This is a genomic window from Roseivirga sp., from assembly GCF_965216855.1.
In the GTDB taxonomy this organism is placed as follows: Bacteria; Bacteroidota; Bacteroidia; order Cytophagales; family Cyclobacteriaceae; genus Roseivirga.
Window position 1 is genome coordinate 1,369,948 of the sequence record NZ_OZ244204.1, and the last position, 22,601, is coordinate 1,392,548.

The 22,601-nt window shown below is 41.6% G+C and carries 22 protein-coding genes; 16 read left to right on the forward strand and 6 right to left on the reverse strand.

Annotation, left to right across the window (positions count from 1 at the left end; all coding sequences use genetic code 11):
- Positions 1–46 precede the first annotated feature (46 nt).
- The 3 genes from ACOOEY_RS06100 to coaD are packed head-to-tail and all read left to right on the forward strand — an operon-like array spanning position 47 to position 1,969.
- Entirely contained in the window at positions 47–625 is a 579-nt protein-coding gene (locus ACOOEY_RS06100; RefSeq protein ID WP_420387791.1) for a hypothetical protein, read from the forward strand.
- Between the two features lie 3 nt (positions 626–628).
- Complete coding sequence (locus ACOOEY_RS06105) at positions 629–1,492, forward strand: DUF3822 family protein (RefSeq protein ID WP_420387792.1); 864 nt, start codon at positions 629–631, stop codon at positions 1,490–1,492.
- Between the two features lie 21 nt (positions 1,493–1,513).
- Positions 1,514–1,969 (forward strand): pantetheine-phosphate adenylyltransferase, encoded by a 456-nt coding sequence (gene coaD / locus ACOOEY_RS06110; RefSeq protein ID WP_420387793.1) that lies wholly within the window; start codon positions 1,514–1,516, stop codon positions 1,967–1,969.
- On the opposite strand, the gene ACOOEY_RS06115 is transcribed toward coaD, so the two are convergent.
- The gene (locus tag ACOOEY_RS06115; RefSeq protein WP_420387794.1) at positions 1,957–2,640 is read right to left on the reverse strand and encodes an NUDIX hydrolase; all 684 of its coding nucleotides are present in this window, start codon (positions 2,638–2,640) and stop codon (positions 1,957–1,959) included. The two genes, coaD and ACOOEY_RS06115, sit on opposite strands and share 13 nt — an antisense overlap.
- 104 nt (positions 2,641–2,744) lie before the next feature.
- Here ACOOEY_RS06115 and pyrE point away from each other — a divergent pair, with 104 nt between their 5' ends.
- Positions 2,745–3,389 (forward strand): orotate phosphoribosyltransferase, encoded by a 645-nt coding sequence (gene pyrE, locus ACOOEY_RS06120; RefSeq protein ID WP_420388638.1) that lies wholly within the window; start codon positions 2,745–2,747, stop codon positions 3,387–3,389.
- 149 nt (positions 3,390–3,538) lie between these two features.
- Here the strand turns inward: pyrE and ACOOEY_RS06125 are convergent, their stop codons facing one another.
- The 5 genes from ACOOEY_RS06125 to ACOOEY_RS06145 form a co-directional block, all read right to left on the reverse strand.
- On the reverse strand, positions 3,539–4,312 hold the full coding sequence (locus ACOOEY_RS06125) for a TIGR02757 family protein (protein ID WP_420387795.1): 774 nt from the start codon (positions 4,310–4,312) through the stop codon (positions 3,539–3,541).
- Complete coding sequence (locus ACOOEY_RS06130) at positions 4,313–5,866, reverse strand: hypothetical protein (RefSeq protein WP_420387796.1); 1,554 nt, start codon at positions 5,864–5,866, stop codon at positions 4,313–4,315. It abuts the gene before it with no gap.
- A gap of 71 nt (positions 5,867–5,937) precedes the next feature.
- Entirely contained in the window at positions 5,938–8,289 is a 2,352-nt protein-coding gene (locus ACOOEY_RS06135; RefSeq protein ID WP_420387797.1) for a hypothetical protein, read from the reverse strand.
- A gap of 206 nt (positions 8,290–8,495) precedes the next feature.
- Positions 8,496–9,386 carry a LysM peptidoglycan-binding domain-containing protein gene (locus tag ACOOEY_RS06140; RefSeq protein WP_420387798.1) on the reverse strand — a complete coding sequence of 297 codons (891 nt, stop codon included), beginning with the start codon at positions 9,384–9,386 and terminating at the stop codon, positions 8,496–8,498.
- Positions 9,373–10,173, reverse strand: coding sequence for a DUF4905 domain-containing protein (locus ACOOEY_RS06145; protein ID WP_420387799.1), 801 nt, complete (start codon positions 10,171–10,173; stop codon positions 9,373–9,375). The genes ACOOEY_RS06140 and ACOOEY_RS06145 overlap by 14 nt, the downstream gene beginning before the upstream one ends.
- Before the next feature lie 9 nt (positions 10,174–10,182).
- Here ACOOEY_RS06145 and ACOOEY_RS06150 point away from each other — a divergent pair, with 9 nt between their 5' ends.
- The 12 genes from ACOOEY_RS06150 to ACOOEY_RS06205 all read left to right on the forward strand — a co-directional run bounded on the left by ACOOEY_RS06150 (position 10,183) and on the right by ACOOEY_RS06205 (position 22,564).
- Positions 10,183–11,580 carry an NfeD family protein gene (locus ACOOEY_RS06150; protein WP_420387800.1) on the forward strand — a complete coding sequence of 466 codons (1,398 nt, stop codon included), beginning with the start codon at positions 10,183–10,185 and terminating at the stop codon, positions 11,578–11,580.
- Positions 11,570–12,808: an aminotransferase class I/II-fold pyridoxal phosphate-dependent enzyme gene (locus ACOOEY_RS06155; protein WP_420387801.1), complete on the forward strand. Its 1,239-nt coding sequence runs from the start codon at positions 11,570–11,572 to the stop codon at positions 12,806–12,808. The genes ACOOEY_RS06150 and ACOOEY_RS06155 overlap by 11 nt, the downstream gene beginning before the upstream one ends.
- Before the next feature lie 103 nt (positions 12,809–12,911).
- Positions 12,912–13,283 carry a cyanoglobin gene (locus tag ACOOEY_RS06160; RefSeq protein WP_420387802.1) on the forward strand — a complete coding sequence of 124 codons (372 nt, stop codon included), beginning with the start codon at positions 12,912–12,914 and terminating at the stop codon, positions 13,281–13,283.
- A gap of 39 nt (positions 13,284–13,322) precedes the next feature.
- Entirely contained in the window at positions 13,323–14,060 is a 738-nt protein-coding gene (locus tag ACOOEY_RS06165) for a lysophospholipid acyltransferase family protein (RefSeq protein WP_420387803.1), read from the forward strand.
- On the forward strand, positions 14,047–14,343 hold the full coding sequence (gene gatC / locus ACOOEY_RS06170; RefSeq protein ID WP_420387804.1) for an Asp-tRNA(Asn)/Glu-tRNA(Gln) amidotransferase subunit GatC: 297 nt from the start codon (positions 14,047–14,049) through the stop codon (positions 14,341–14,343). Before ACOOEY_RS06165 ends, gatC begins: the two co-directional genes overlap by 14 nt.
- 78 nt (positions 14,344–14,421) lie before the next feature.
- Positions 14,422–16,977 carry a hypothetical protein gene (locus tag ACOOEY_RS06175; protein ID WP_420387805.1) on the forward strand — a complete coding sequence of 852 codons (2,556 nt, stop codon included), beginning with the start codon at positions 14,422–14,424 and terminating at the stop codon, positions 16,975–16,977.
- A 168-nt stretch (positions 16,978–17,145) separates the two neighbouring features.
- Complete coding sequence (locus ACOOEY_RS06180; protein ID WP_420387806.1) at positions 17,146–17,889, forward strand: ABC transporter ATP-binding protein; 744 nt, start codon at positions 17,146–17,148, stop codon at positions 17,887–17,889.
- 8 nt (positions 17,890–17,897) lie between these two features.
- Positions 17,898–18,449, forward strand: coding sequence for a cob(I)yrinic acid a,c-diamide adenosyltransferase (locus ACOOEY_RS06185; RefSeq protein ID WP_420387807.1), 552 nt, complete (start codon positions 17,898–17,900; stop codon positions 18,447–18,449).
- Between the two features lie 191 nt (positions 18,450–18,640).
- Positions 18,641–19,705 carry a branched-chain amino acid aminotransferase gene (locus tag ACOOEY_RS06190; RefSeq protein ID WP_420387808.1) on the forward strand — a complete coding sequence of 355 codons (1,065 nt, stop codon included), beginning with the start codon at positions 18,641–18,643 and terminating at the stop codon, positions 19,703–19,705.
- A gap of 37 nt (positions 19,706–19,742) precedes the next feature.
- On the forward strand, positions 19,743–20,246 hold the full coding sequence (locus ACOOEY_RS06195; RefSeq protein ID WP_420387809.1) for a hypothetical protein: 504 nt from the start codon (positions 19,743–19,745) through the stop codon (positions 20,244–20,246).
- 120 nt (positions 20,247–20,366) lie between these two features.
- Positions 20,367–21,176, forward strand: coding sequence for a helix-turn-helix transcriptional regulator (locus ACOOEY_RS06200; protein ID WP_420387810.1), 810 nt, complete (start codon positions 20,367–20,369; stop codon positions 21,174–21,176).
- A 71-nt stretch (positions 21,177–21,247) separates the two neighbouring features.
- Positions 21,248–22,564 carry a DUF6624 domain-containing protein gene (locus ACOOEY_RS06205; protein WP_420387811.1) on the forward strand — a complete coding sequence of 439 codons (1,317 nt, stop codon included), beginning with the start codon at positions 21,248–21,250 and terminating at the stop codon, positions 22,562–22,564.
- Positions 22,565–22,601: the final 37 nt, after the last annotated feature.

Here is a 22,601-nt window from a genome sequence, read left to right on the forward strand (position 1 = left end):
ATTACCTAAAAAATTAGTTAATTTTACTGAAAATTCAACCTCCAAAATGAACCTAACTAAAATACTTACTGTGGTCTTCTTTATCATCGCCATTGGCGTTGGTTACCTTTTGTACGATGGCATTAACTCTACCATCGAAGAAGCCAAAGAGATTGAGAGAGTAGAAAAAAGGGTGATTGCCAAGCTTGAGAAGATCAGAGCAGCAGAAGAAGCTTATCTGTCTACTTACGGTGATTATGCAGACACCTGGGAGAAACTTGTTTCTTATGTGGACACAGGTAAAATCTACCTCATTCAGAGAACTGAGAAAATCACCATGTTAGATTACGGTGCTGAAAAATCAGAATTCATCTATGATACCATTGGTGAAGTTTCTGTGAAAGATTCTCTATTCTCAAGAAACTTCGATCCGAGAACACTTCCTGAGCTGCCTCATGCTCCAGGCAAATATTTCTCTCTTTATGCCAAAGACTCTGTAAGAAGTGGTGTAAGTGTTGATTACATTGAAGTAGTTGATACCTATCCGTTCGATAAAACAAGAACTGAGGATGCAGAGATCGAACAAAGAAGACCTCTAAGATTTGGTTCCAGAACAGATATTACCACTGCTGGTAACTGGAATTAAGCCGTGCAAATAGCTGATATTAATAAGAAAATATCTATAAAGGACGAAAGGCTGGATATTGACAAGATTAGTCAATATCGCCTTTCGTTTTTTGTTTCTACCGAAGAGTGTCAGATTGTAGTTTTTGATGTAAAAAAGAAGCAGTTACTTCTTTTCGAAAACTATGAGCTCAACACTTCTAAATCGCTCGAAAAAAATCTGGAGGAGATTTATAATGATCATATCCTGATTGCAGCGGGCTTCTGGAAAGAGATTCAGGTCTTTATGCGGAACCGCCAGTTTGCCCTGGTTCCTATTCCTGTCTTCGACAGAACACTGGCCAGTGAGTACGTAAGACTGAATGAACGCGTAGACTTTGAAAAAGATGAGTTCCATTACAAACTAATGGATGAGATTGGTGCTGCCGTGGCCTTTGGCTACCCATCATCACTGAAAGTATGGTTCAGGGAAAAATACCCTCAGTTATCTCTCTACTTTAATCATCAGGCAGTGGCTTACCTAAAAGGCCTTCAAGAACAGATCAAGACAAAAGCACCTTCCAGCCTTTACGTTTCAATCAACAACAACGAAGTTCAAATTGCCGGCTATAACCTGCAAAGGCTGGCTATTTATAATCAATTCAAGTTTTCTGATGTCAATCAACTGGTAAAACTGATGCTTCTGACACTACAACAATTCAGTACAGAAGGACAGCTCACACCTCTTGTATTACATGGCATTAAGGAAAAGGCAGACTTATATCTCCCTGTACTCAAAAAGTACTTCAAAAATATCGAGCTGGGGAAACGACCTGACGGCATTATTATGCACCCTATCTTCAATGAACTGGAGGCTCAGGAGTATATGGAAGTGTTAGCCAACCTCTAACTTATTCACTAGATTTAGGGCATGAAGCGAGTTGCTATTTTCCCCGGTTCATTTGACCCGTTCACCAAAGGTCATGAAGACATTGTACTCCGGGGACTAAAGATTTTCGATGAAATAGTAATTGGAATGGGCTACAACAGTCAAAAGGCCAATCGTTATTTCGAGATTGAGTATATGGAGGAAAAGATTAATGATACTTTCCGTGACGTGCCTGAAGTTTCCGTAATGGTCTACAATGAGCTTACTGCATCGCTCGCTTCGAAAATCGGTGCATCGGCCATACTCAGGGGATTAAGAAATACAACTGACTTCGAATACGAAAATAGTATTTCGCAAGTCAACCGCGACTTGAATGAAAAACTGGAAACTATCTTCCTGATTACCTCACCTGAATTGGCTGCTGTTAATTCCAGTATCATTCGGGAAGTTCACCGCTATGGTGGCGATGTACAGAAGTATCTTCCTTATACTCTCTGAGTTTTCTTGAGCTTCTTGTATTTCTGGTAGACGTGAGTAATGGACTTGTAGGTATTATACATAGCCACATTGAGCTCTTTCTCGTTCATCCACCTTACTTCATCAATATCTTCCTCAACCTGAGGTTCCATTTTGGAATCATCGAGACACTCCATCATATACCAGGCTGTTTTCTTTAGAATACTTTTATCCCCTTTGGTGTAAGTGTGCCAGGTTGTACACAGCTTATCTTTCACCTTTACCTTCACGTTACATTCTTCCTGAACCTCACGCTTAGCCCCTTCGGACATGGATTCTCCCTTTTCGATCTTTCCTTTCGGCAAATCCCATTTACCTAATCGATGAATCATTAACACCCTGTCTTTATCGACAACCACACCACCGGCAGCCTTTAATATTTTGAATTTACTCTTAATGTAGTCAACCGTTTCATCGTAGTTTTCTGTCTCAACGGTAACGGATTCCAGATTCTTCAATTTCTTGTTATGAAGAATAAAGAGAATGGATTTGATGGTACCGTGATGAGCATTACGAATAAGAAGTCTGCCCTGGAATTTCTTCTCATTGATCAGCAGATCATCTTCTTCAACAATTTGATCGAATTGGGAAAGATCACTAACCTTTTCAGGTTGTTTAATTCTAAGCGGTTTGTCTTTTATATAGATCCTCATTGAGGGAATGTATTCGGGGTCAATATCAAAAAAAAATCTTGAACAAGGCGAATCAACTTCATGCCATTTTCAGAAAAAAAATCTAGTAACTTCGCGACATGCAAATGAATGAAGCCAACAAAGCAACTGCGTTGAAAATAGCCTCCGATCTGCTATCAATCGAGGCCATAAAATTAAACATCAACAATCCCTTTACCTGGAGTTCAGGCTGGAAATCGCCAATTTATTGTGACAACAGAATGTCCCTCTCTTATCCTGAAACCAGAACATTCATTAAGCAGGAATTAGCTAAAGCGGCCAGAGAACACTTCCAGGGTTATGAAGCAGTAGCAGGTGTAGCCACTGCCGGAATTCCACAGGGAGCCCTATTGGCCGATGTATTAGGCGTACCTTTTATCTATGTCAGGTCAAAACCCAAAGGACATGGCATGGAAAACCTTATTGAAGGTAAGGTAGATCCCGGAAAGAAGGTTTTAGTAGTAGAAGACCTGGTATCTACTGGAGGAAGTTCACTTAAAGCTGCTCAGGCCCTTCGCGAAGCAGGATATGAAGTTCTTGGTATGCTAGCCATCTTCACTTATGGTTTTCCTCTGGCCGATGAAAACTTCGAAAAAGCCGGCATTACCTTACACTGTTTAAGTAACTACAGCATTATGCTGGAAAAAGCCATTGAAATGGGCTATGTAGGTGCTGATGATTTAGCCTCTCTGGAAGAATGGAGAAAAGCTCCGGCACTTTGGAGACAGTGATTGATTTGATGATTGGTTGATTAGATGATGAAGTCTTTCTAGTGAGGAGAGTTCTCGTTCAAATTCACCCTTTTAGAAAGAAGGTAAATCGTAAATCGTAAATCGTAAATCGTAAATCGTAAATCGTAAATCGTAAATCGTAAATCGAACTAAAACTTCTCCTCTATCCCCAGGCCGAAGAGCGCAAAGTCGTACTTAACAGGGTCTGCCGGGTCGAATTCCTTCAGGTGACTGGTAAGCTCCAGCGCCATTTGCCAATCGGTTTGTTTTCGGGTGATCAGATGAAGCTTACGGGCAACTCTTTCTACATGTAAATCACAAGGGCAAACTAACTGGGCCGGATTGATTCCTTTCCAAAGTCCAAAGTCAACTCCCTTATTGTCATCTCTCACCATCCATCGGAGAAACATATTAATGCGCTTACAAGCTGATTTTCTGGCCGGAGTAGCAATATGCTTTCTTGTTCTATGGGGCGCATCAGGAATATCAAAAAAGGTCTCGTGAAACCTGATCAGACTGTTTTCAATATTTTCATCCGTCTCTCTCAGTCCCTTTAAAAAAGCATCTTCCAGTGAGTTATGCTCTGTGTAAAACCTTTTGAAAAATTCAATGAAGTAGAGGGTATCAACATCATTGAATGTGCGATGCTTGAATTTAAGCAGAGAAGCCAGGTCATTCTCAGAGTGATGGACCACAAAGTTGTGAGGGTCATTATCCATAAGAGTAAAAAGCTCTTTACACTTATTAATGATAGTTACTCTTTGACCCCAGGCCAAAATCGCGGCCCAGAAACCAGTAATCTCAATATCCTGTAGTTTGGTGTAGACATGTGGAATTGAAACCGGATCATTAGCAATGAAGCCAGGCTGATTATATTCTTCAACCTTGACATCAAGAAAGTCTTTAAGGTTTGCTGATCTCATCTATCCTCCCGTAGCACCTACCTGGACACTGGAAGAAGTAGTTGTTTTGATGCCGACACCAACACCACTCAACTTAACCTTCTCAATGGCTCTTAAAATTCCACTTTGAACATCCAGGCTAGTACCATTCTCATTTCCAATACCTATTAACTCAATGTACTTAGCAGTCATAGGTTCAGACGAGTTAAAAACCACATTAAATCCCTTAATATAGACATTAGTTGTTTCGCATGGTGTAGCAAAAACAGTTCCTCCTCCTTCTGTATCTGACCAAGTATTCGGGTCATCCCAATCACCATCAGCTATTGCCCAAAGTGTCGCTCCACAACCAGGAGTGGGTGATATTTCAAGGCCGAAATTGTTGACAAACCTACCATCTACATTTAACCAATAATAAGCACCTTGGATCAAATTATCCAAAATAACAACTAGGTCACCTGTGTAAGGACCTGTATCACTCCTTACTACGTTCCCCAAAGAATCTTCAATTGACAGCATTTTATTGTAGATGGAGCCTTTCATGACAACTTTCATGGTCGGATTGGTTGGCTTTACCTTAAACCATACGTTATGATTAAGACCGTAACTCCAATTGGGTGGTGTATTACCATCAGGAGTTGCATCAACCAGCGAATAAGCATTATTGGCCGTTTCCAGATTACCCAAAGAATCTAGGACTAACTCCTGAGCATAATCGCGATAATCAAACCCTACTTCGCTTGTAATCTTAAAACCAAACGTACTCACATTTCTGGCATCAACATTCAAAGTGTAGTATTGAGTCGTATCCATATCTAACAGCAAAAGACCTAAATGACCACTATATGGGCCCGTCTTACTAACTAATAGGCTATCTGACTCATCATATACAGCAATCATATCATTAAAAAGCCCACCCCTAATAATTAGATTCATGGTCGGATTGGTTGGCTTCACCTTAAACCATACATTATGACTAAGACCATAACTCCAATTGGGTGGTGTATTACCATCAGGAGTTGCATCAACCAGCGAATAAGCATTATTGGCCGTTTCCAGATTACCCAAAGAATCTAGGACTAACTCCTCTGCATAATCGCGATAATCAAACCCTACTTCGCTTGTAATCTTAAAACCAAACGTACTCACATTTCTGGCATCAACATTCAAAGTGTAGTATTGAGTCGTATCCATATCTAACAGCAAAAGACCTAAATGACCACTATATGGGCCCGTCTTACTAACTAATAGGCTATCTGACTCATCATATACAGCAATCATATCATTAAAAAGCCCACCCCTAATAATTAGATTCATGGTCGGATTGGTTGGCTTCACCTTAAACCATACATTATGACTAAGACCATAACTCCAATTGGGTGGTGTATTACCATCAGGAGTTGCATCAACCAGCGAATAAGCATTATTGGCCGTTTCCAGATTACCCAAAGAATCTAGGACTAACTCCTGAGCATTAACTCTGTCATCATTCGATGGAGGTGTCTGATATGCCCGAAGATTATTAAAAGACAGAAAAAACAATAGGAAGGAGGGCAGATAATATGATTTCTTCATCTCATTGTGTGTTGCAAAATTCAGTCTCTAAATAACTAAATATTAGGGATAACCTTGCATATAACTCAATGCTAATTCCCGGAGCCTGAAACATTAATTATTGATGATGAGCTACTCTTTAGTTTTGTCCCTATTCCACTCACCTTAATCTTTTCCGTCACTACCAGCTGTCCACTCTGAACATCCAAAACTGACTCAGAATTTACGTCTCCTGACCCTATCAATTCAATATATTTTGCTGTCATAGGTTGCAAAGAATTCAGTGTAATACCGAATCCCTTGATATAAACATTGGTAGTGGCACATGGAACTGAAGAAATTGGTAACCCTCCTTCTGTATCAGACCAAATGTCAGGATCATCCCAAGAGCCACTGTTAATAGCCCATAGACCGCTGTAGCAAGAAATAGGGCTTACTGATATACAAATAGTAAATTCTCCTCCATAAGTTGAATAAGCAATCTTACTATCAACAGCTATGTAATAATAGCTGTTAGGCATCAAAGCGTTGGAGGTTAATTCTGCCACATCATTCTGACCCTGGTAACCTATACTCTCCATTTCATTTCCTTGACTGTCATATAAGGCAAGCATATAATACCCCCCTCCATTATTTCTGGTTACAGTAATGTTTGCTATACCTAGTTCATCAGTTTGAAACTTATACCAAAGATTTTTATTTGGTCCGGTTTGCCAATTTTCCGGCCTTAATCCATCTGCAGTAGCAGTATAATTATTAAATTCAGAAGTACTGCTGCAATAATTACCTGATACATCAAGCGTTAATTCCTGAGCATAATCCTTATAGTCATTCGTCCATTCACTTCGAATACAGAAGGAGAATGCACCACCATAATAACCATGTTGAAGGTGACTATCGATAGAAATATAATAGTATTTCGTAGGATCAAGTCCCGTGGTAACAATACCACTATTTCCATAAACTCCCTGATGGCTTTCACTGGCAACCTCTACACCCTGGTCATCATAGAGCGCTACCATATAGTAGCCTGAGTTTCCTCTCTGTACTAGGATATTAGCTATTCCAGTGTTATTCGGCATAAATTTGAACCATAAGTTCTTATTCGGTCCACTTTGCCAATTTGAAGGCTTTGTCCCATCTGCAGTAGCACTATAGTTATTAAACTCCGCTCCATTACTACAATAATTACCAGAACCATCAAGTGTCAATTCCTGAGCATAATCCTTATAGTCATTTGTCCATTCATTCCTGATACAAAAGGAAAATGAGCTGCCATAATATCCATGTTGAAGATTACTATCAATAGAAATGTAATAGTATTTGGTAGAGTCAAGCCCTGTGGCTACAACTCTACTGCTTCCATAGACACCATGATGGCCATCACTGGCAATTTCTACTCCCTGGTCATCATAAAGTGCTACCATGTAGTAGCCTGAGTTTCCTCTCTGTACTATGATGTTAGCTATCCCGGTATTGCTCGGCTTGAACTTAAACCACAAATTTTTATTAGGTCCACTTTGCCAATTCGAAGGCTTTGTCCCATCTGCAGTAGCACTATAGTTATTAAACTCCGCTCCATTACTACAATAATTACCAGAACCATCAAGTGTCAATTCCAGAGCATAATCCTTATAGTCATTTGTCCACTCATTCCTGATACAAAAGGAAAATGAGCTGCCATAATATCCATGTTGAAGATTACTATCAATAGAAATGTAATAGTATTTGGTAGAGTCAAGCCCTGTGGCTACAACTCTACTGCTTCCATAGACACCATGATGGCCATCACTGGCAATTTCTACTCCCTGGTCATCATAAAGTGCTACCATGTAGTAGCCTGAGTTTCCTCTCTGTACTATGATGTTAGCTATCCCGGTATTGCTCGGCTTGAACTTAAACCACAAATTTTTATTAGGTCCACTTTGCCAATTCGAAGGCTTTGTCCCATCTGCAGTAGCACTATAGTTATTAAACTCCGCTCCATTACTACAATAATTACCAGAACCATCAAGTGTCAATTCCAGAGCATAATCCTTATAGTCATTTGTCCACTCATTCCTGATACAAAAGGAAAATGAACCGCCATAATATCCGTATTGAATATGACTATCAATGGAGATGTAATAGTATTTTGTAGAGTCAAGCCCTGTGGCTACAACTTTACTGCTTCCATAGACACCATGATGGCCATCACTGGTAATTTCTACTCCCTGATCATCGTAAAGGGCTACCATATAATAACCCGAGTTTCCTCTTTGTACTACAATATTCGCTATTCCGGTATTGCTGGGCTTGAACTTAAACCACAAATTTTTATTAGGTCCACTTTGCCAATTCGAGGGCTTTACTCCATCTGCTGTAGCCGTATTATTGTTAAACTCAGTTCCATTACTACAATAATTACCGGAAGCGTCTAAGGTCAACTCTAGTGCATTGGACAAGTCATCATTAGAAGGGGCCTGATAAGCTTGTAATGTAACAGCACATAGTGTCAAAAAAACAAGTGAAAAAAGCCTAGTCCGGACCATGGTAATTGTGTGTTATTATTTTCTAAACTTATTGAGTATATAAAGAAACAAAGAAAAGATCTAAGGACAAATTAACTTTTGTCATTAGTAATCATGCTTAAATAAAGCCTTAAAAAATACTACTGGAAGTAGTTCAGTTGTACTCTGAATCTTTTATCAATAGCCTTCAGGTGGTCATAAGCTCTTTGGTTGAGCTTAATGATTACATTCTCATTTTCAGAAGTTTCAGGAATTGTACCAATAACCCTCACATAAACTGTCAGGTCATTCATCAGATTTTTCACTTTGATTACGGTTCCTTCCTTAGCCGTTCTGTGAAGTGCAAAAAACTTACTTGAAGGCTGCTTTTCTTCAATTACTTCGGCAACTCCTTCTACCTGAATCTGCTGAAATGGAGTTCCCGGATAGCTCACCTCTTCCAGCTCTTCTTCTCCTTCAGCCATAATATCAGAGCCATTATTGAATGGCACATCGGAAACTTTCAGGGAATCCGGAACCTCAATAGTCTTAGGTCGATCTATTTCAGTAGTTGCTATGGTTTGGTCTTCCTGAGGCTTGTCCACAGCTACCATTACCTTCTGTTTGATCACAAGATTCTGTCCCAGATCAATGGCATTCGATGACAAGCTATTCCAGGTCTTAATATCTGAAACCTGTACTTCATATCTTCTGGCAATTGAAAACAAGGTCTCTCCTGCTTTCACTTTATGAGTAAGCTCTCTGGTTTCAGAAGTAATTTCAGCATCTGGAGAGAGCACCTCTCCTCCGTAAGGGATCTTCAGTGTTTGTCCAATCTGAAGACCATTGGCCAGGATTGGGTTGGCGGCATTAATTTCTGAAACAGTGGTCTTATATCTTCTGGAAAGAGAATAAAGTGTCTGCTGGGCCTTCACCTTATGAATGACAAAAACCTTATCGCCTTGTCGTTCGATACCCAATGAATCTGTTTGGGCAAAAGCAGCTCCTAAAATTCCAACCAGTAAAATAACGATATAGCTAAACCTTCTCATTGATGCTGTAAATCTTCAACTCTTTCTTTTCTGTAACAAATATAAGCGCGTCTTCTGCTATAAAAAAAGCACCTGAAACTAGGCCTTTTACACCAGTTTCCAGCAACTCCTCGAATAAAAGTGCTCCCTTTTCATCAAACACATATAGTGTTAACGTCTTTTGACTATTGATGACATGATTGGCCGCTATAAAAATAAGAGATCCGTACTCCAGGTAGTCACAACTTCCATCCAATGTAATTCCCACCTGACTTTTCAAAAACCTGGCCAGCGTTTCGAAGTGAGCATTATCAGGTTCATAATGCAGAGGATAGTTTACTCTATCCACACGTTTAGAAGCTACTTTTTGTTCATATGCTGTTCCATCCAACAAACTAAGATGAATCAGTTCATCACTATCCCCTTTCTTTATCTGGATGGTTTCATCTGTCAAACCATAGATCTGCAGGTCTTCTTCAGACCAAAGTACTTCATGATCATTCAGGTGAAAAACAAAGACAGACCTCGCTTCAATATCCTGAGTATCCTCAAACTTTTGAAACACTGCCAATTCCCCCAGTACTGCATAAGCACTAACCCACCACTCATCTTCAAATTGCAGGCCTTCCCAGAGAAGTACCGGCTCAGAAATATCTACCAATGAGAACTGAGAATTGAGCGTCTCACTATTTCGGGTATTAACGAGTAATGAGCGTGAAGAACTCTTGATTTCCCAAACGGGATCTTCAAAACGATATGAAAATTTGAGCTTTAAAACCGAAGGCACAGGCTTTCTTTGTATTTTCAACAAAATTAAGTGAATAAAGTGGCGAACAAAGGCATCAAATATTTTACACGAATTATTACTGCACTAAGTGTAGCCTTGCTGGCATTCTCAGCCTGGGCCAGTGAACAGGTAAAGTATCAGGAAGGCACCATGCGTATTTTCGTTATGGAAATCATTGGTGACATTGACCCACGCATGAATCGCTATGTCGATTTGGCCTTCAAGCAAGCCACTGAAGACTCTGCCGATTTGGTCATTATTGAAATGGACACTTATGGTGGTGCAGTGAATGATGCCAACGACATTAGAACCCGCATTCTGGAATATGAAAAACCCGTTTGGGTTTATATTAATAATGATGCCGCCAGCGCAGGAGCTCTGATTTCTATTGCCTGTGATAGTATCTACATGGTTCCAGGCTCCAATATTGGAGCTGCCACGGTAGTGAACGGCACCGATGGCATGGCTGCTCCAGATAAGTATCAGTCTTACATGAGAAGTATCATGCGTTCCACTGCAGAGAAGAATGGGCGCGATCCATTAATCGCTGAAGGCATGGTTGATGACCGGGTGGAAATTGAAGGGGTCACGGTTGCTGGCAAGGTTATTACCTTCACCACCTCCGAGGCCATTGCCAATGGCTACTGTGAAGCAGAGGTCGCCAGTATTCGCGATATCCTGGAGAAAAATGAAATTGTAGACTTTGAGTTGATTGAATATGAGTTATCCTCAACAGAAAGAATCATTGCCTTCTTCCTCAACCCTGTCGTTAGTGGATTGCTGATTCTGGTCATTACCGGAGGAATATTCTTTGAACTACAGACACCAGGAGTTGGCTTTCCGCTGGCTGCTGCCGGAGTGGCCCTCATTCTTTACCTGGTACCCCACTATCTCAGTGGCCTTGCAGCCAACTGGGAGATCGCTGTATTCTTTGTCGGGCTTGTGCTGATTGCTCTGGAAGTTTTTGTCATACCCGGCTTCGGGGTAGCAGGTATTGCCGGAATCATTTGTACTGTAGGGTCGCTCATCTTTATGATGTTGGGTAATGACCTTTTCAACTTTGACTATGTGCCCGGAGAAGAGATTACCAAAGCGGCTACTGCTGTAGGACTTGGTGTCTTTGGCTCTATACTATTGCTCATTGTCTTTGGATATCGAATTACCCAATCTAAAATGTTCGACCGTGTAGCCTTGGTTACAACACAGAAGAAAGATGATGGCTATATTGCCACCTATTACAAAGAAGACCTCGTTGGCAAAGAAGGCAAGGCAGTAACCATATTGAGACCGAGCGGACGCATCGAAATTAACGATGAAATCTATGATGCATATACCCGGGGTGAATATGTGGAAGAAGGCACTCAGGTTGTGGTGGTCAGCCAGCAGGGAACTTCATTACAAGTGAGAACGAAGAAAAATGAAGCATAAAGATTTTTCCCCTGAAAGCCTGGCCATCTCCGGTGGACATGACCCCGGTAGCGCCAACAACTCTATTAAACCACCTATTTATCAGACTTCTACCTTTAAGTTCAATACGGCCGAGGAAGGAAAGGCTTTTTTCGAAAAAGCTAAGGGAGATGCTCCATTAGAAGAGAGAAATGCCAGCCTCATTTACACCCGGCTGAATCACCCCAATGCCATTACTGCCGAATTTCGGTTAGCTCAGTTAGACGGGGCAGAAGATGCAGCCTTTTTTGAAAGTGGAATGGCGGCCATTTCAACCGGTATTCTCACCTTTTGTCATGCAGGCGATTTGATTCTTATGTCCTCTCCGCTATATGGAGGTACCGATACTTTCATTAAAAAACATGCTGTCCAGTTTGGTATTGAATGGGCTGAATTTGAACCAGGAGCCAGTGCCGAAGACATTCGTCAGCTTATCAAAGCACATCCTAAGGCTGGAAGGTTGAAAATGATTTATCTGGAAACACCCGCTAACCCAACCCTGTCATTGACCGATATTGAAATGATCAAAGACCTCAGAGATGAATTGGCTCCAGAGGCGATCATTGCGGTGGATAACACCTATATGGGACCAGTTTTCCAGAAACCCTTAGCCCATGGTGCCGACCTGAACCTTTACTCTGCAACCAAATATATTGGTGGTCATAGCGATATCATTGCCGGAGCAGCTTCGGGATCAGAAAAGGTAATTAGAGAAGTGAAGAAAAAGAGGGCAATCCTCGGTAACACTGCCTCGCCATTTACTTCCTGGTTACTATCGAGAAGCATGGAAACCATAGGTCTTCGGATGGAGAAGCAGGCGTCCAATGCACAGCAGTTGGCGGAGTTTCTCAATGGACATTCTAAAGTAAGAGCTACTCACTATCTGGGCCTTTTAGATTCTTCAGATCCTCTTTATCCTCTATTCAAAAAACAAAACACCTCTGGTGGAGCCATGATTGCCTTTGAGGTAGATGGAGGACAACAAGAAGCCTTTAGGTTTCTCAATGCATTAAACCTCGCTCATTTGGCAATCTCGCTGGGCAGTACTGAAACATTGGTATCGCATCCGTTTACCATGAGCAGTTCCAATATGGATGAAGCCGACCGATTGAAAAACGGCATTACTCCGGCACTGATTCGGGTTTCTGTTGGTATTGAGAACTTACAGGATCTGATCAAAGACTTCGATCAGGCACTTAATTCCATTTAATAAACCTTGAAACGAACTTGTTTCAGAATCTACCGGTTAGACTTCCAAAAAACGTTTATTCCTAGGTAAGTTTACAGCCCAAAATCAAAGGCCATTCCAAAATATGTCTGAATCCCAAACTCTGTACGACCGCATTGGAGAAGAAAACATTCTTCAACTCGTAGATGACTTTTATGATGGTATTGAGCAGGACGAGTTGATCCGTCCCATGTATCCTGACGATCTGCTTCCTGCTAAAAACAGACTGAAACTCTTTCTGATCCAGGCATTAGGAGGAAGACAAACCTACACTGACGAAAGAGGGCATCCCATGCTCAGAAGAAGACACTTTCAATGGAAAATCGGAGAACAGGAAGCTACCCACTGGTTGAAGCATATGCATACCGCTCTGGAAAAAGCCACCTTTGACGAAAAAGATAAAGGTGCCTTTTGGGATTATGTTTACCAGGCTGCCTTGCATATGATCAATTCTTAAAAAGAATCCATAAACCATTTTCCCTATCTTCGCCCTTTCATGAAAAGGGCACTTCTAAAGGTATATTCGGCCTACGGCCTGATCGTTTTTGCATTAATCTTTTTGGTGCTGCTTCCCTTCTTCCTATTGGTCATCTTTATCCGACCATTTGAGAAGTATGCCTACCACCTGAACTATCTCTGGTCAAGGTTCTTCTTTTTCTTCCTCTTCCTGAACCGAACCAGGGTCACTTATGAATATAAGCCCGGAGGCGGGCAGCGATATATCTTCTGTGCTAACCATAACTCCTTCCTCGACATCCCTACCTTAGGTTTGATTCATCATAAGTTCAAGTTTATTGGCAAGGCTTCATTGCGGAAAGTACCAGTCTGGGGTTTTATGTATAGCAGGCTGCACATTCTGGTAGATCGGGCAAGCTTAAAAAGCAGGCATAAGAGCTGGCTCAAAGCTCAGGAAGAAATCAGGAAAGGATTTAGTGTAGCCTTTTTCCCCGAAGGAGGAATACTCACCAAAAATCCTCCTCAAATGGCAGCATTCAAAGAAGGTAGCTTCCGGATAGCCGTTGAAGAACAAATTCCCATCATACCTGTCACCATTCCCTACAACTATTTACTTTTGCCTGATAAGATGCCTTTGGTGATGCACCCCGGACGGATAGAGATGATAGTGCACGAGCCAATACATCCCCAAGGCACTGACGATGCAGCTGTAGTGGCACTGAAGCAGGCGGTTCGTCAGAAAATTGAAGACACATTGAGTACTTATGGAAGTAGATAAGGAAAAACTAAAGAAAGTAGCCCATCTGGCCCGACTGAACATCAAGCCGGAAGAAGAAGATCAACTATTGAAAGATATGGGCGAGATTCTCAATTGGGTGGAAAAACTCCGTGAAGTAGATACAGAGGGTGTTGAACCTATTACTCACATGACTCAGGAGGTAAATGTTTTGCGTAACGATGAAGCAGAAATCTCCATTAGCCGCAAGGAAGCACTCAAGAACGCACCTGATGAGGATGGAAAATATTTCAAGGTACCCAAAGTGCTCAAACGTAATGACTAGACTTTCAACAGCGTTAACAAACGAGAATTATCTGGTACGTATCCACCCAACTAATCCTAATAATTAGATTCAAACCATTTGAACAGCACCACCTTTAACATATTAAAATACCTTGGTCTTGTACTGGCTTCATTGGGGCTCATATGGTTTGGATATGCATGGGTTACGGGAGATGAACTCACCCTTCCCTGGCAGGTAGAGTCCAGCTTTAAAACCAGACCCTTCTTGCTGGAATACTTTAGCATCAATGGCAAGCCCGGTGGTGTGGTTGCCGATCAAATCATCAGCTGGCAAAAATTCAGAACTGGTGAATTACAATATCTGCTTTGGCCGGAGAAAGTACTGTTCATCATCATTATGATTACCATGGCCATAGGCACATTGACAGTCACTTATCTCAACCGCTTTAGCTACTTTATCTTCTCAGGGTTTATCATTTTTTGTCTGATTCAATTGAGGTTAGAAGAATTAGGCGTTGCTGACCCTTATCTCACCTATGGACTAATTGGCGCCTACCTACTCCTCACCTATTACTTCCAGGCCATTAATAAAAAGGTGTCCGTTCTAATAAGGCTTATCACCATTACGCTACTTTATGGCTCATTTATAGCCCTGGTGAACTACTTACCCAACATGGACTACCCCAATATAGTTGTCCTATCCTTTGGCTTCCTCGGGCCTCTGCTTTGGGTGACTTTATTCATTATTTTCATTGCCGGAGATAACATCTACAGCCTCTTTAAGCTCACTACCCAGGGTTCAACAGAAGGCAAAAACAGCCTGATACATTTTGGAATTATAGGGGCTGTTTATGTATTGCTCGTAGCCTTAATGTTCATGGAAAAGAATGAAGACCTGCAGTTAGATCTCTTCCTCATCAGCCCCGAAAGCCTGCTGATCGCTTCCATGATCTCGGGTTATTTTTGCTTCGATCAGAAGATTAAAACATTCAATATCGGAGGCGACACTTTTGTGTTGAAAGACTGGCTTTACCCTGTTCTTTGTGCCTTAACCTTAGGCGTAGTGGCCTATGCTAAAATCACTGCGAACGATGCCATTGAGAATGCTGTCGATTGGGTCATTCTCATTAGTCATCTGGCCTTTGGAGCAGCCTTCTTTGTCTACGCACTCATTAACTTTTTGCCTGCTCTAATGCAAAACATGCAGGTATGGCACATCTTCTTTGAAGGTCCCCGAACACCTATGTTGACAGTTCGGCTTTTTTGTGTGATCATGATTGTTGGAGGATTTCTGTACCTGGAAAACAGACCATATCGCATGGCTAAGGCAGGACAATATACCATGCTGGCCAGCCTGGCAGAATACATTGACAACGATCTATTGGCAGATCAATATCATCAGCAAAGCAATTTCTTTGAGTTCTATAACTTCAGGTCCAACTACGCCCTGGCTCAAAAGGCCAGAACAACGAAAGAGCGTCAGGAGATTCCTGAAAGACTTATTGCCATTATGCGAGGTGGTGAAAACCCTAAAGCCAGAGTAGCCTACTCCAATTACTTTGCTGAAAGAAATGACCTTTACCGAACGCTAAGTTCGCTGATGTATGCACCAGAGAGTGAATACAATGATCAGGTGCAAAACAACCTTGGAATGGCTCACTACGAATATCAGAACTATGACTCTGCTTATCGATATTTCAGTGCCTCTCTTGGTGGTGGCGCCTACGTTAGCGAAAGCAACCTGGCTGCACTCAACTATGATATTGCTGCCCAGGTAGACTTTGACACCACCATTAATTACGAATACGAAAACAACATTCACCTGAAACTGAACAGGCAGGCACTGGCCAATGCCCAGCACCAATTCCTACCCTTTTCTATTGAACTCGATCCTGACACCATCCTCACCAGGGAGCAACTGTTCTATATTTACAATGCAGCATTGAGTCAAAAGAGAGATGATTACAAGGAGGTGGAAGAAGCCATTACTTACTATCGTTCCAATCTGAAGAATGCTCAATACAATACATTCCTGCTCACCTCACTTTCCTTTTTGTATTATCATTCCAGGAGAGTCAACAACGCCTTCGAAACAATTGAGCTCGTCATAGCATCCAATCTGGCTGCAGCCGGCTTCCCCTATTATGTGAAAGCTGTCTGGGCCTACGATCAGGGACAATCAGATCTGGCAGTAGAATCAATCAACAACGCCAGAAAGCGAGGTTTTGATGAACCGGCCCTGCGCAACTTCATGGATGATCTCAAACTGGTGGTAGACTACGACCAGCAGGCTGATATTAGCCCATTGCTGCAAGAAGCCAGAGCTAATCAGGCTTCTGTAAGTCCGGAGGAGTTTTTAGAAAAACTTAAGGAAATCGCCAGTACCAACGCCTTCGATGTATCAACGACACTAGAGGCATTGACTTTAGCTGAGTCTGCGGGACTTACTACTCAAGAAAAATATGAGCTCTTGAGAAATGCCATCAAAGTAAATAACCAGTCGGCTGAGCTTTGGAAGGCCTATGTTATTGCCTGTGCAGAAAACAACTACCGTACTTTCGGAGAGACTGCTCTTGAAAGTTTATCTGTTCTTGTCAGTGAGGAAGAACTTGAGTCAGTCAGAGAAGACTTTGAAGAAATTCTGGCAGCTAAAAAGAGCTCCATTTTCAACTAAGCCTAATCTTTAGGTCACTCTCTCGCCTGTAATCCTCCGGGAATTCCGTTCACGGAAAGTCTTTTTAGCACACCATTTTCTTTTGATTCTTTTGTTCGTGGTTAAACCATTTATATAATTAACGAGTATTAGATTAAACTTTTCGGCATTTAGATACGTCCAACGAGTATGAGTAAAACAGTAATCAAAACTACCAACATCTCTAAAGTCTACCAGATGGGTAGTGAGACAATCCAGGCCCTCAAATCAGTGAGCATTGAGATTAAACAAGGTGAGTATGTGGCTTTTATGGGACCTTCAGGTTCAGGTAAGTCTACATTGATGAACACCATCGGCTGTCTGGATACTCCTTCGGGCGGACAATATATTCTGAACGGACATGATGTTTCTGACATGACAGAAAACGAGTTGGCCGAAATCAGAAACAAAGAAATTGGCTTCGTATTCCAAACGTTTAACCTCCTACCAAGAGCCTCTTCACTGGAAAACGTTGCTCTTCCATTAATCTATGCCGGATACAGCAAAGCTGAAAGAGAAGAAAAAGCCATGGCAGCTCTGGCAGGTGTAGGTCTTGATACTCGTGCTCACCACAAGCCTAATGAGCTTTCAGGTGGTCAGCGTCAACGTGTAGCCATTGCAAGGGCGCTCGTTAATGACCCTTCGATTATCCTGGCCGATGAGCCTACTGGTAACCTGGATACCAAAACCTCTTACGACATCATGGATTTGTTCGCGCAACTGCACGACAAAGGGAACACCATCATTATGGTAACTCACGAAGATGATATTGCTCAGTACTCACACAGAATCGTTAGATTGAGAGATGGATTGGTTGAAAAAGATGAAATCAATCACAATCCTACTAAAGTGAATGTATTGAAGGCCCAAATGGCTAATGCCACTGAAGAATAAAATCTGATTTGAAGATATATACCAAAACGGGAGATTCTGGCACCACCTCATTACTGGGTGGTGCTCGTGTTTCAAAGGCTCACATCCGAATTGAAGCCTATGGAACAGTAGATGAATTGAATAGCTACATCGGTCTTCTCAGAGACCAGGAAGTAAACGACCCCAGAAAAGACTTCCTCAAAGAAATTCAGGACAGACTTTTTACCATTGGAGCTGATCTGGCTACAGAACCGGGCAAAGATAAAGTAGTAAAGCCAGATTTGCTGGACACAGATATTACTGCGCTTGAACAAGCCATGGACCAAATGGATGATGCATTGCCTCCCCTGAAGAGCTTTGTTTTACCAGGCGGACATCAGTCTGTTTCCTTTTGCCACATTGCCAGGTGTGTCTGTCGAAGGGCAGAAAGGATCAGCATAGCCCTGAATGAACAGGAGCCTATTTCTCCGATGGTCACCCAATACCTCAATCGCCTTTCCGACTACCTTTTTGTTCTGGGCAGAACCATGAGCATGGAACTCAATGCCGAAGAGGTTAAATGGGAGCCGAGGAAGAAATAATTTACTCAGAAAATAATTGGGCATTTAGGATTAAATGCGAAATATTTAACCAAATCAGGGGTTATACAGGATAATATATTCGGAAGTATCCATTTATAACTTACTGAATACTAGAATCTTACATGAATGCAAAGGTTTGCACTCGGTCTGATTTTGGTTAAATTTGTAAACTACCTATTAAGCAGAAGAAGATGATTGATACCAGCACCATTCGTATAGAGCAAACGACACAGTCGAGAATCAATGAGTTGGACGAGAATAACATTCCTTTCGGAAAGCTCTATTCTGACCATATGTTCATAGCTGACTACAAAAATGGTGAATGGCAAGACGCGCGAATTGTGCCTTTTCAAAACATCTCTGTTTCTCCGGCTAACACTACCCTGCACTACGCCATTACTATTTTCGAAGGGCTCAAAGCCTACAGAAATGCTGATGGTGAGGTAGTAGTATTCAGACCTCAGGCCAATGCTGCCCGTCTCAACATATCGGCTGAGAGAATGTGTATTCCTGAAGTGCCGGAATCGCTCTTCATGGAATCTTTAACAGAGCTGCTAAAGCTTGATTCATCTTGGGTACCATCTAAGCCTGGTACGGCATTATATATCAGACCTTTTGTCTTTGCCATGGATGAATACATTGGCATCAGACCTTCTGAAAACTTCAGGTTTATGATCATTACCGGTCCTGTAGGATCGTACTATACCAAGCCGGTAAAAGTTAAAATCGAAACTAAATTCTCAAGAGCTTTTGAAGGCGGAACCGGTTTTGCCAAAGCAGGTGGAAACTATGCCGCCAGCTTATACCCTGCTCAACTCGCCCAGAAACAGGGCTTCGATCAATTGATCTGGACAGATGGCAAGTCTCATGAGTACATTGAAGAGTCAGGTACCATGAACGTGATGTTTGTGATTGATGATGTACTCAGAACGGCACCAACTTCAGGCACTATTTTAAAAGGTATTACCCGTGATTCAGTACTTACTATCGCCAGAGACTGGGGATTGACAGTGGAAGAAGCTCCTGTCGCAGTGGCTGAGGTAGTCAATGCAGCCAAAGAAGGTCGCCTGAAAGAAGCCTTCGGTGTTGGCACAGCAGCCACCATTGCCCCTATTGCTTCTATTGGCTTCGAAGAAGAATTGTACGATCTACCCGCTTCAGACGACAATTCTTTCTCTAAAAAGATACTGAACGAGCTCAACGGCATCAGAACCGGAGAAATTGATGACCGTTATGGCTGGATCTATAAAATTTAACTCCCGTTAACGAAGTTTTTGCTTTACTTGCAGCAAGATGAAAGTCAGATACACACTTAGCTTTCTTTTGCTGCTTTTTCTTTTTCAGGGACTCTCAGCACAAGACTATCTTCTGATCCGCAAGAAAGGATCAATGAGACGCTATGAATACCGCGTTGGCGATACCTTTGTCTACAAGCAAAAGGGAATGAAGGAATTCTTCAAGGACCGCATCACCCAGTTTGTTGACAGTACCATTGTCATGGAAAATAACATTGTGCTGATTGACCAGATTATAGAAGTAGATGTACAAAATGCTTTCACTAACCGGCCTCAGCTATTGCTGGCAGCCGAACGTACCCTCCCAACTATTGGTTACGGACTTCTGGCCATTGACCTCTTCAACAACACCGTTGTAGATGGTAATGAGTTTTCATTAGACAAGGGAACTACCATCACTTCCGGAGCTTTGGTAGCTTCTGGCTATGCCCTGAAAGTTTTTCGCAGAAAGCGCATTGACCTGACCAAGGAAAAGTTTGAGGCCTATATAGTAATCAGATAGGGTATGCAACCCATCAAGGTTTTGCTATTCCAGTTAGATAGAATTTTATGGTAGAAGCTTTATGATAAACATGTTTATGATTTTATCGTTCGAAGTAACCCAACCCCATTCAATTATATTTTGACCCATCAAATCCATACGCTTAAAAGAGGTCACTATCTCGCTCCCAGGTATCAAACCTATGACTTTGGCGATTTTCTAATTGGTCACACTAAATATGATAACCCGGAAAAAACCGGCACCTGGCATCTTCATGAAAGACCAATGATAAGCATGGTTCTCTATGGAGGGAATCTGGAAAAAAGAAAGGGGAAGGAAATTCAGCGAACCACAGGTTGTGTCAACTTCTACCACGCCCATGAAGTCCATAAGAATGAATACAAAGTATTTCCTTCGATACATATAGGGTTAGAGCTTGAAGATAAATTCCTCAAGAAATACGATTACCGGGAGGCTGATATTGAAGCAGCAGTTCAAAACTGTGAGGATTCACAGTTGATCTTTTTAAAACTTTTGAAAGAAGCTGCTATTAATGATGAGCAAGCTAAAAGCTCAATTGAATCAATCCTTCTCTCTTTCATTCAAAGTTCAAATGAAAAGGAGCTCAACACCTATTTACCAGAATGGATAAAAACAGTTGAAGAGGTACTCAATGACCGATGGAACGAAAACATCTCGCTCCATGATCTCGCCCAAGAGACACAGGTGCACCCCATTACAATATCTAAACACTTCAAGCGATATTTCCACTGTACTTTCGGGGAGTACATGAGGAAGCTTAAGGTGAAACAGGCCATTACACTATTGCGATCAACCAACCTCTCGTTAACCGAAACGGCATATGCTTGTGGTTTTGCGGACCACAGCCATTTCACCAGAGTTTTTAAGGCAACCACCGGCCATCTGCCTAAAGAATTGGCTAAAATCTGAGAGAGGCTAATTCCATTCTATTTTTTCTATTTGGGAATGGCCTATTTTGGCAAATAGTCAAAATTTCAAGAATGTTATTAAACAACAGTCTCATACAAAAAAGCAGCCTAATCGCATTTCTTATTGCATCAATTTTCCTTTCGACAAACAGCTGCGAACTAAACAAAGAAGAGCCTTTCTATCAAAACCCTGAGTGGGCAAGTCAACTGATTATTGCCTATAAGACCTTCAATAAAGACAGAAACCAAAGGTCAGCCGACCTGGTATTTAATGCCACTGAGCAAATGCCAAAAAAGAATTGGGAAAACTACTTTGTCTGTGCGATAGTCTATGCAGAAAGTGAGTCTGTAGAAAAAGCTTTTCTGTCGATAGACAGGGCCATAGAGTATGGACTTAGAGATGTTGAATTGCTCGAGAACATGCCTGAGTTCTCTTCGCTCAAGAGTAGTCCAAAGTGGGAGCAAGTAATTTCAAAGGTCGAAAACAGACAAAATGAATATTTATCTAACATTAAAAATCCAGCACTCTTCAAAGAGCTGCAAATGCTATGGGCTGAAGATCAAAAAGCCCTTTCAACTTATGAATACGAAGTTTCCAAGCTGGATAGTACAGCCACTTTGAAAGATTATGACAGACTGTTCGAACCAGTAGAAACCCGATGGCAAACCAATAGAAGGAAGTTAGATAGCATAGTTACAATTTATGGATGGCCTGGAAATCGACTCGTTGGAGAAGATGGTGCTAAAATAGCCTGGTCTATCGCCCAACACCATCCTAATGTCTTCTTTAAGAAAAAGTGCCTGGCCTTAATACAAAAGGCAATGAAAGAAGGCGATGCAGACCCAAATCACTATGCTGAGTTGAATGACAGAATAGCTCGGGAAACGTGGCAAAAACAAACCTTTGGAGCCAGTATGGGAGAACTAAGCCCATACCCTATAAAAAACGTGGCAGAGGTGAATAAGCGAAGAATAGCGTTAGGACTATACGAACCGGTTGAGGTATATGCTCTATATCATGGTATTGATTACAGTATCCCCGATAGTGAAGAAGTAGACAGTCTCGACCAGTTAGCCCAAACCAACTATCACAACTTTGAACAGCTATACTTTAATGGAAAAGCTGACTCTGCGGTAGTACTTCTCCGAAAAGCAATCAAAGCTCATGGAGCAATTACTAATGATCAGCTCTTTTCGGCAGCATTAAAGCTGGCTCAAACCAGAAACACCAGCTATGAAAATTTAACCGTGCAAATACTTAAAGTACTCATTTGGAGAGAATGGAAAAACAGATTCGATATACTCAAACACCCAGAGTTCAAAACAATGTTGAGCGGCAGTAAATGGTCAGAAATAAAAAACTTACTCAATGAAAGTGAGCAGCTATAATTACAATGCATTCACTTCGTCTGAGAAATCACAATTG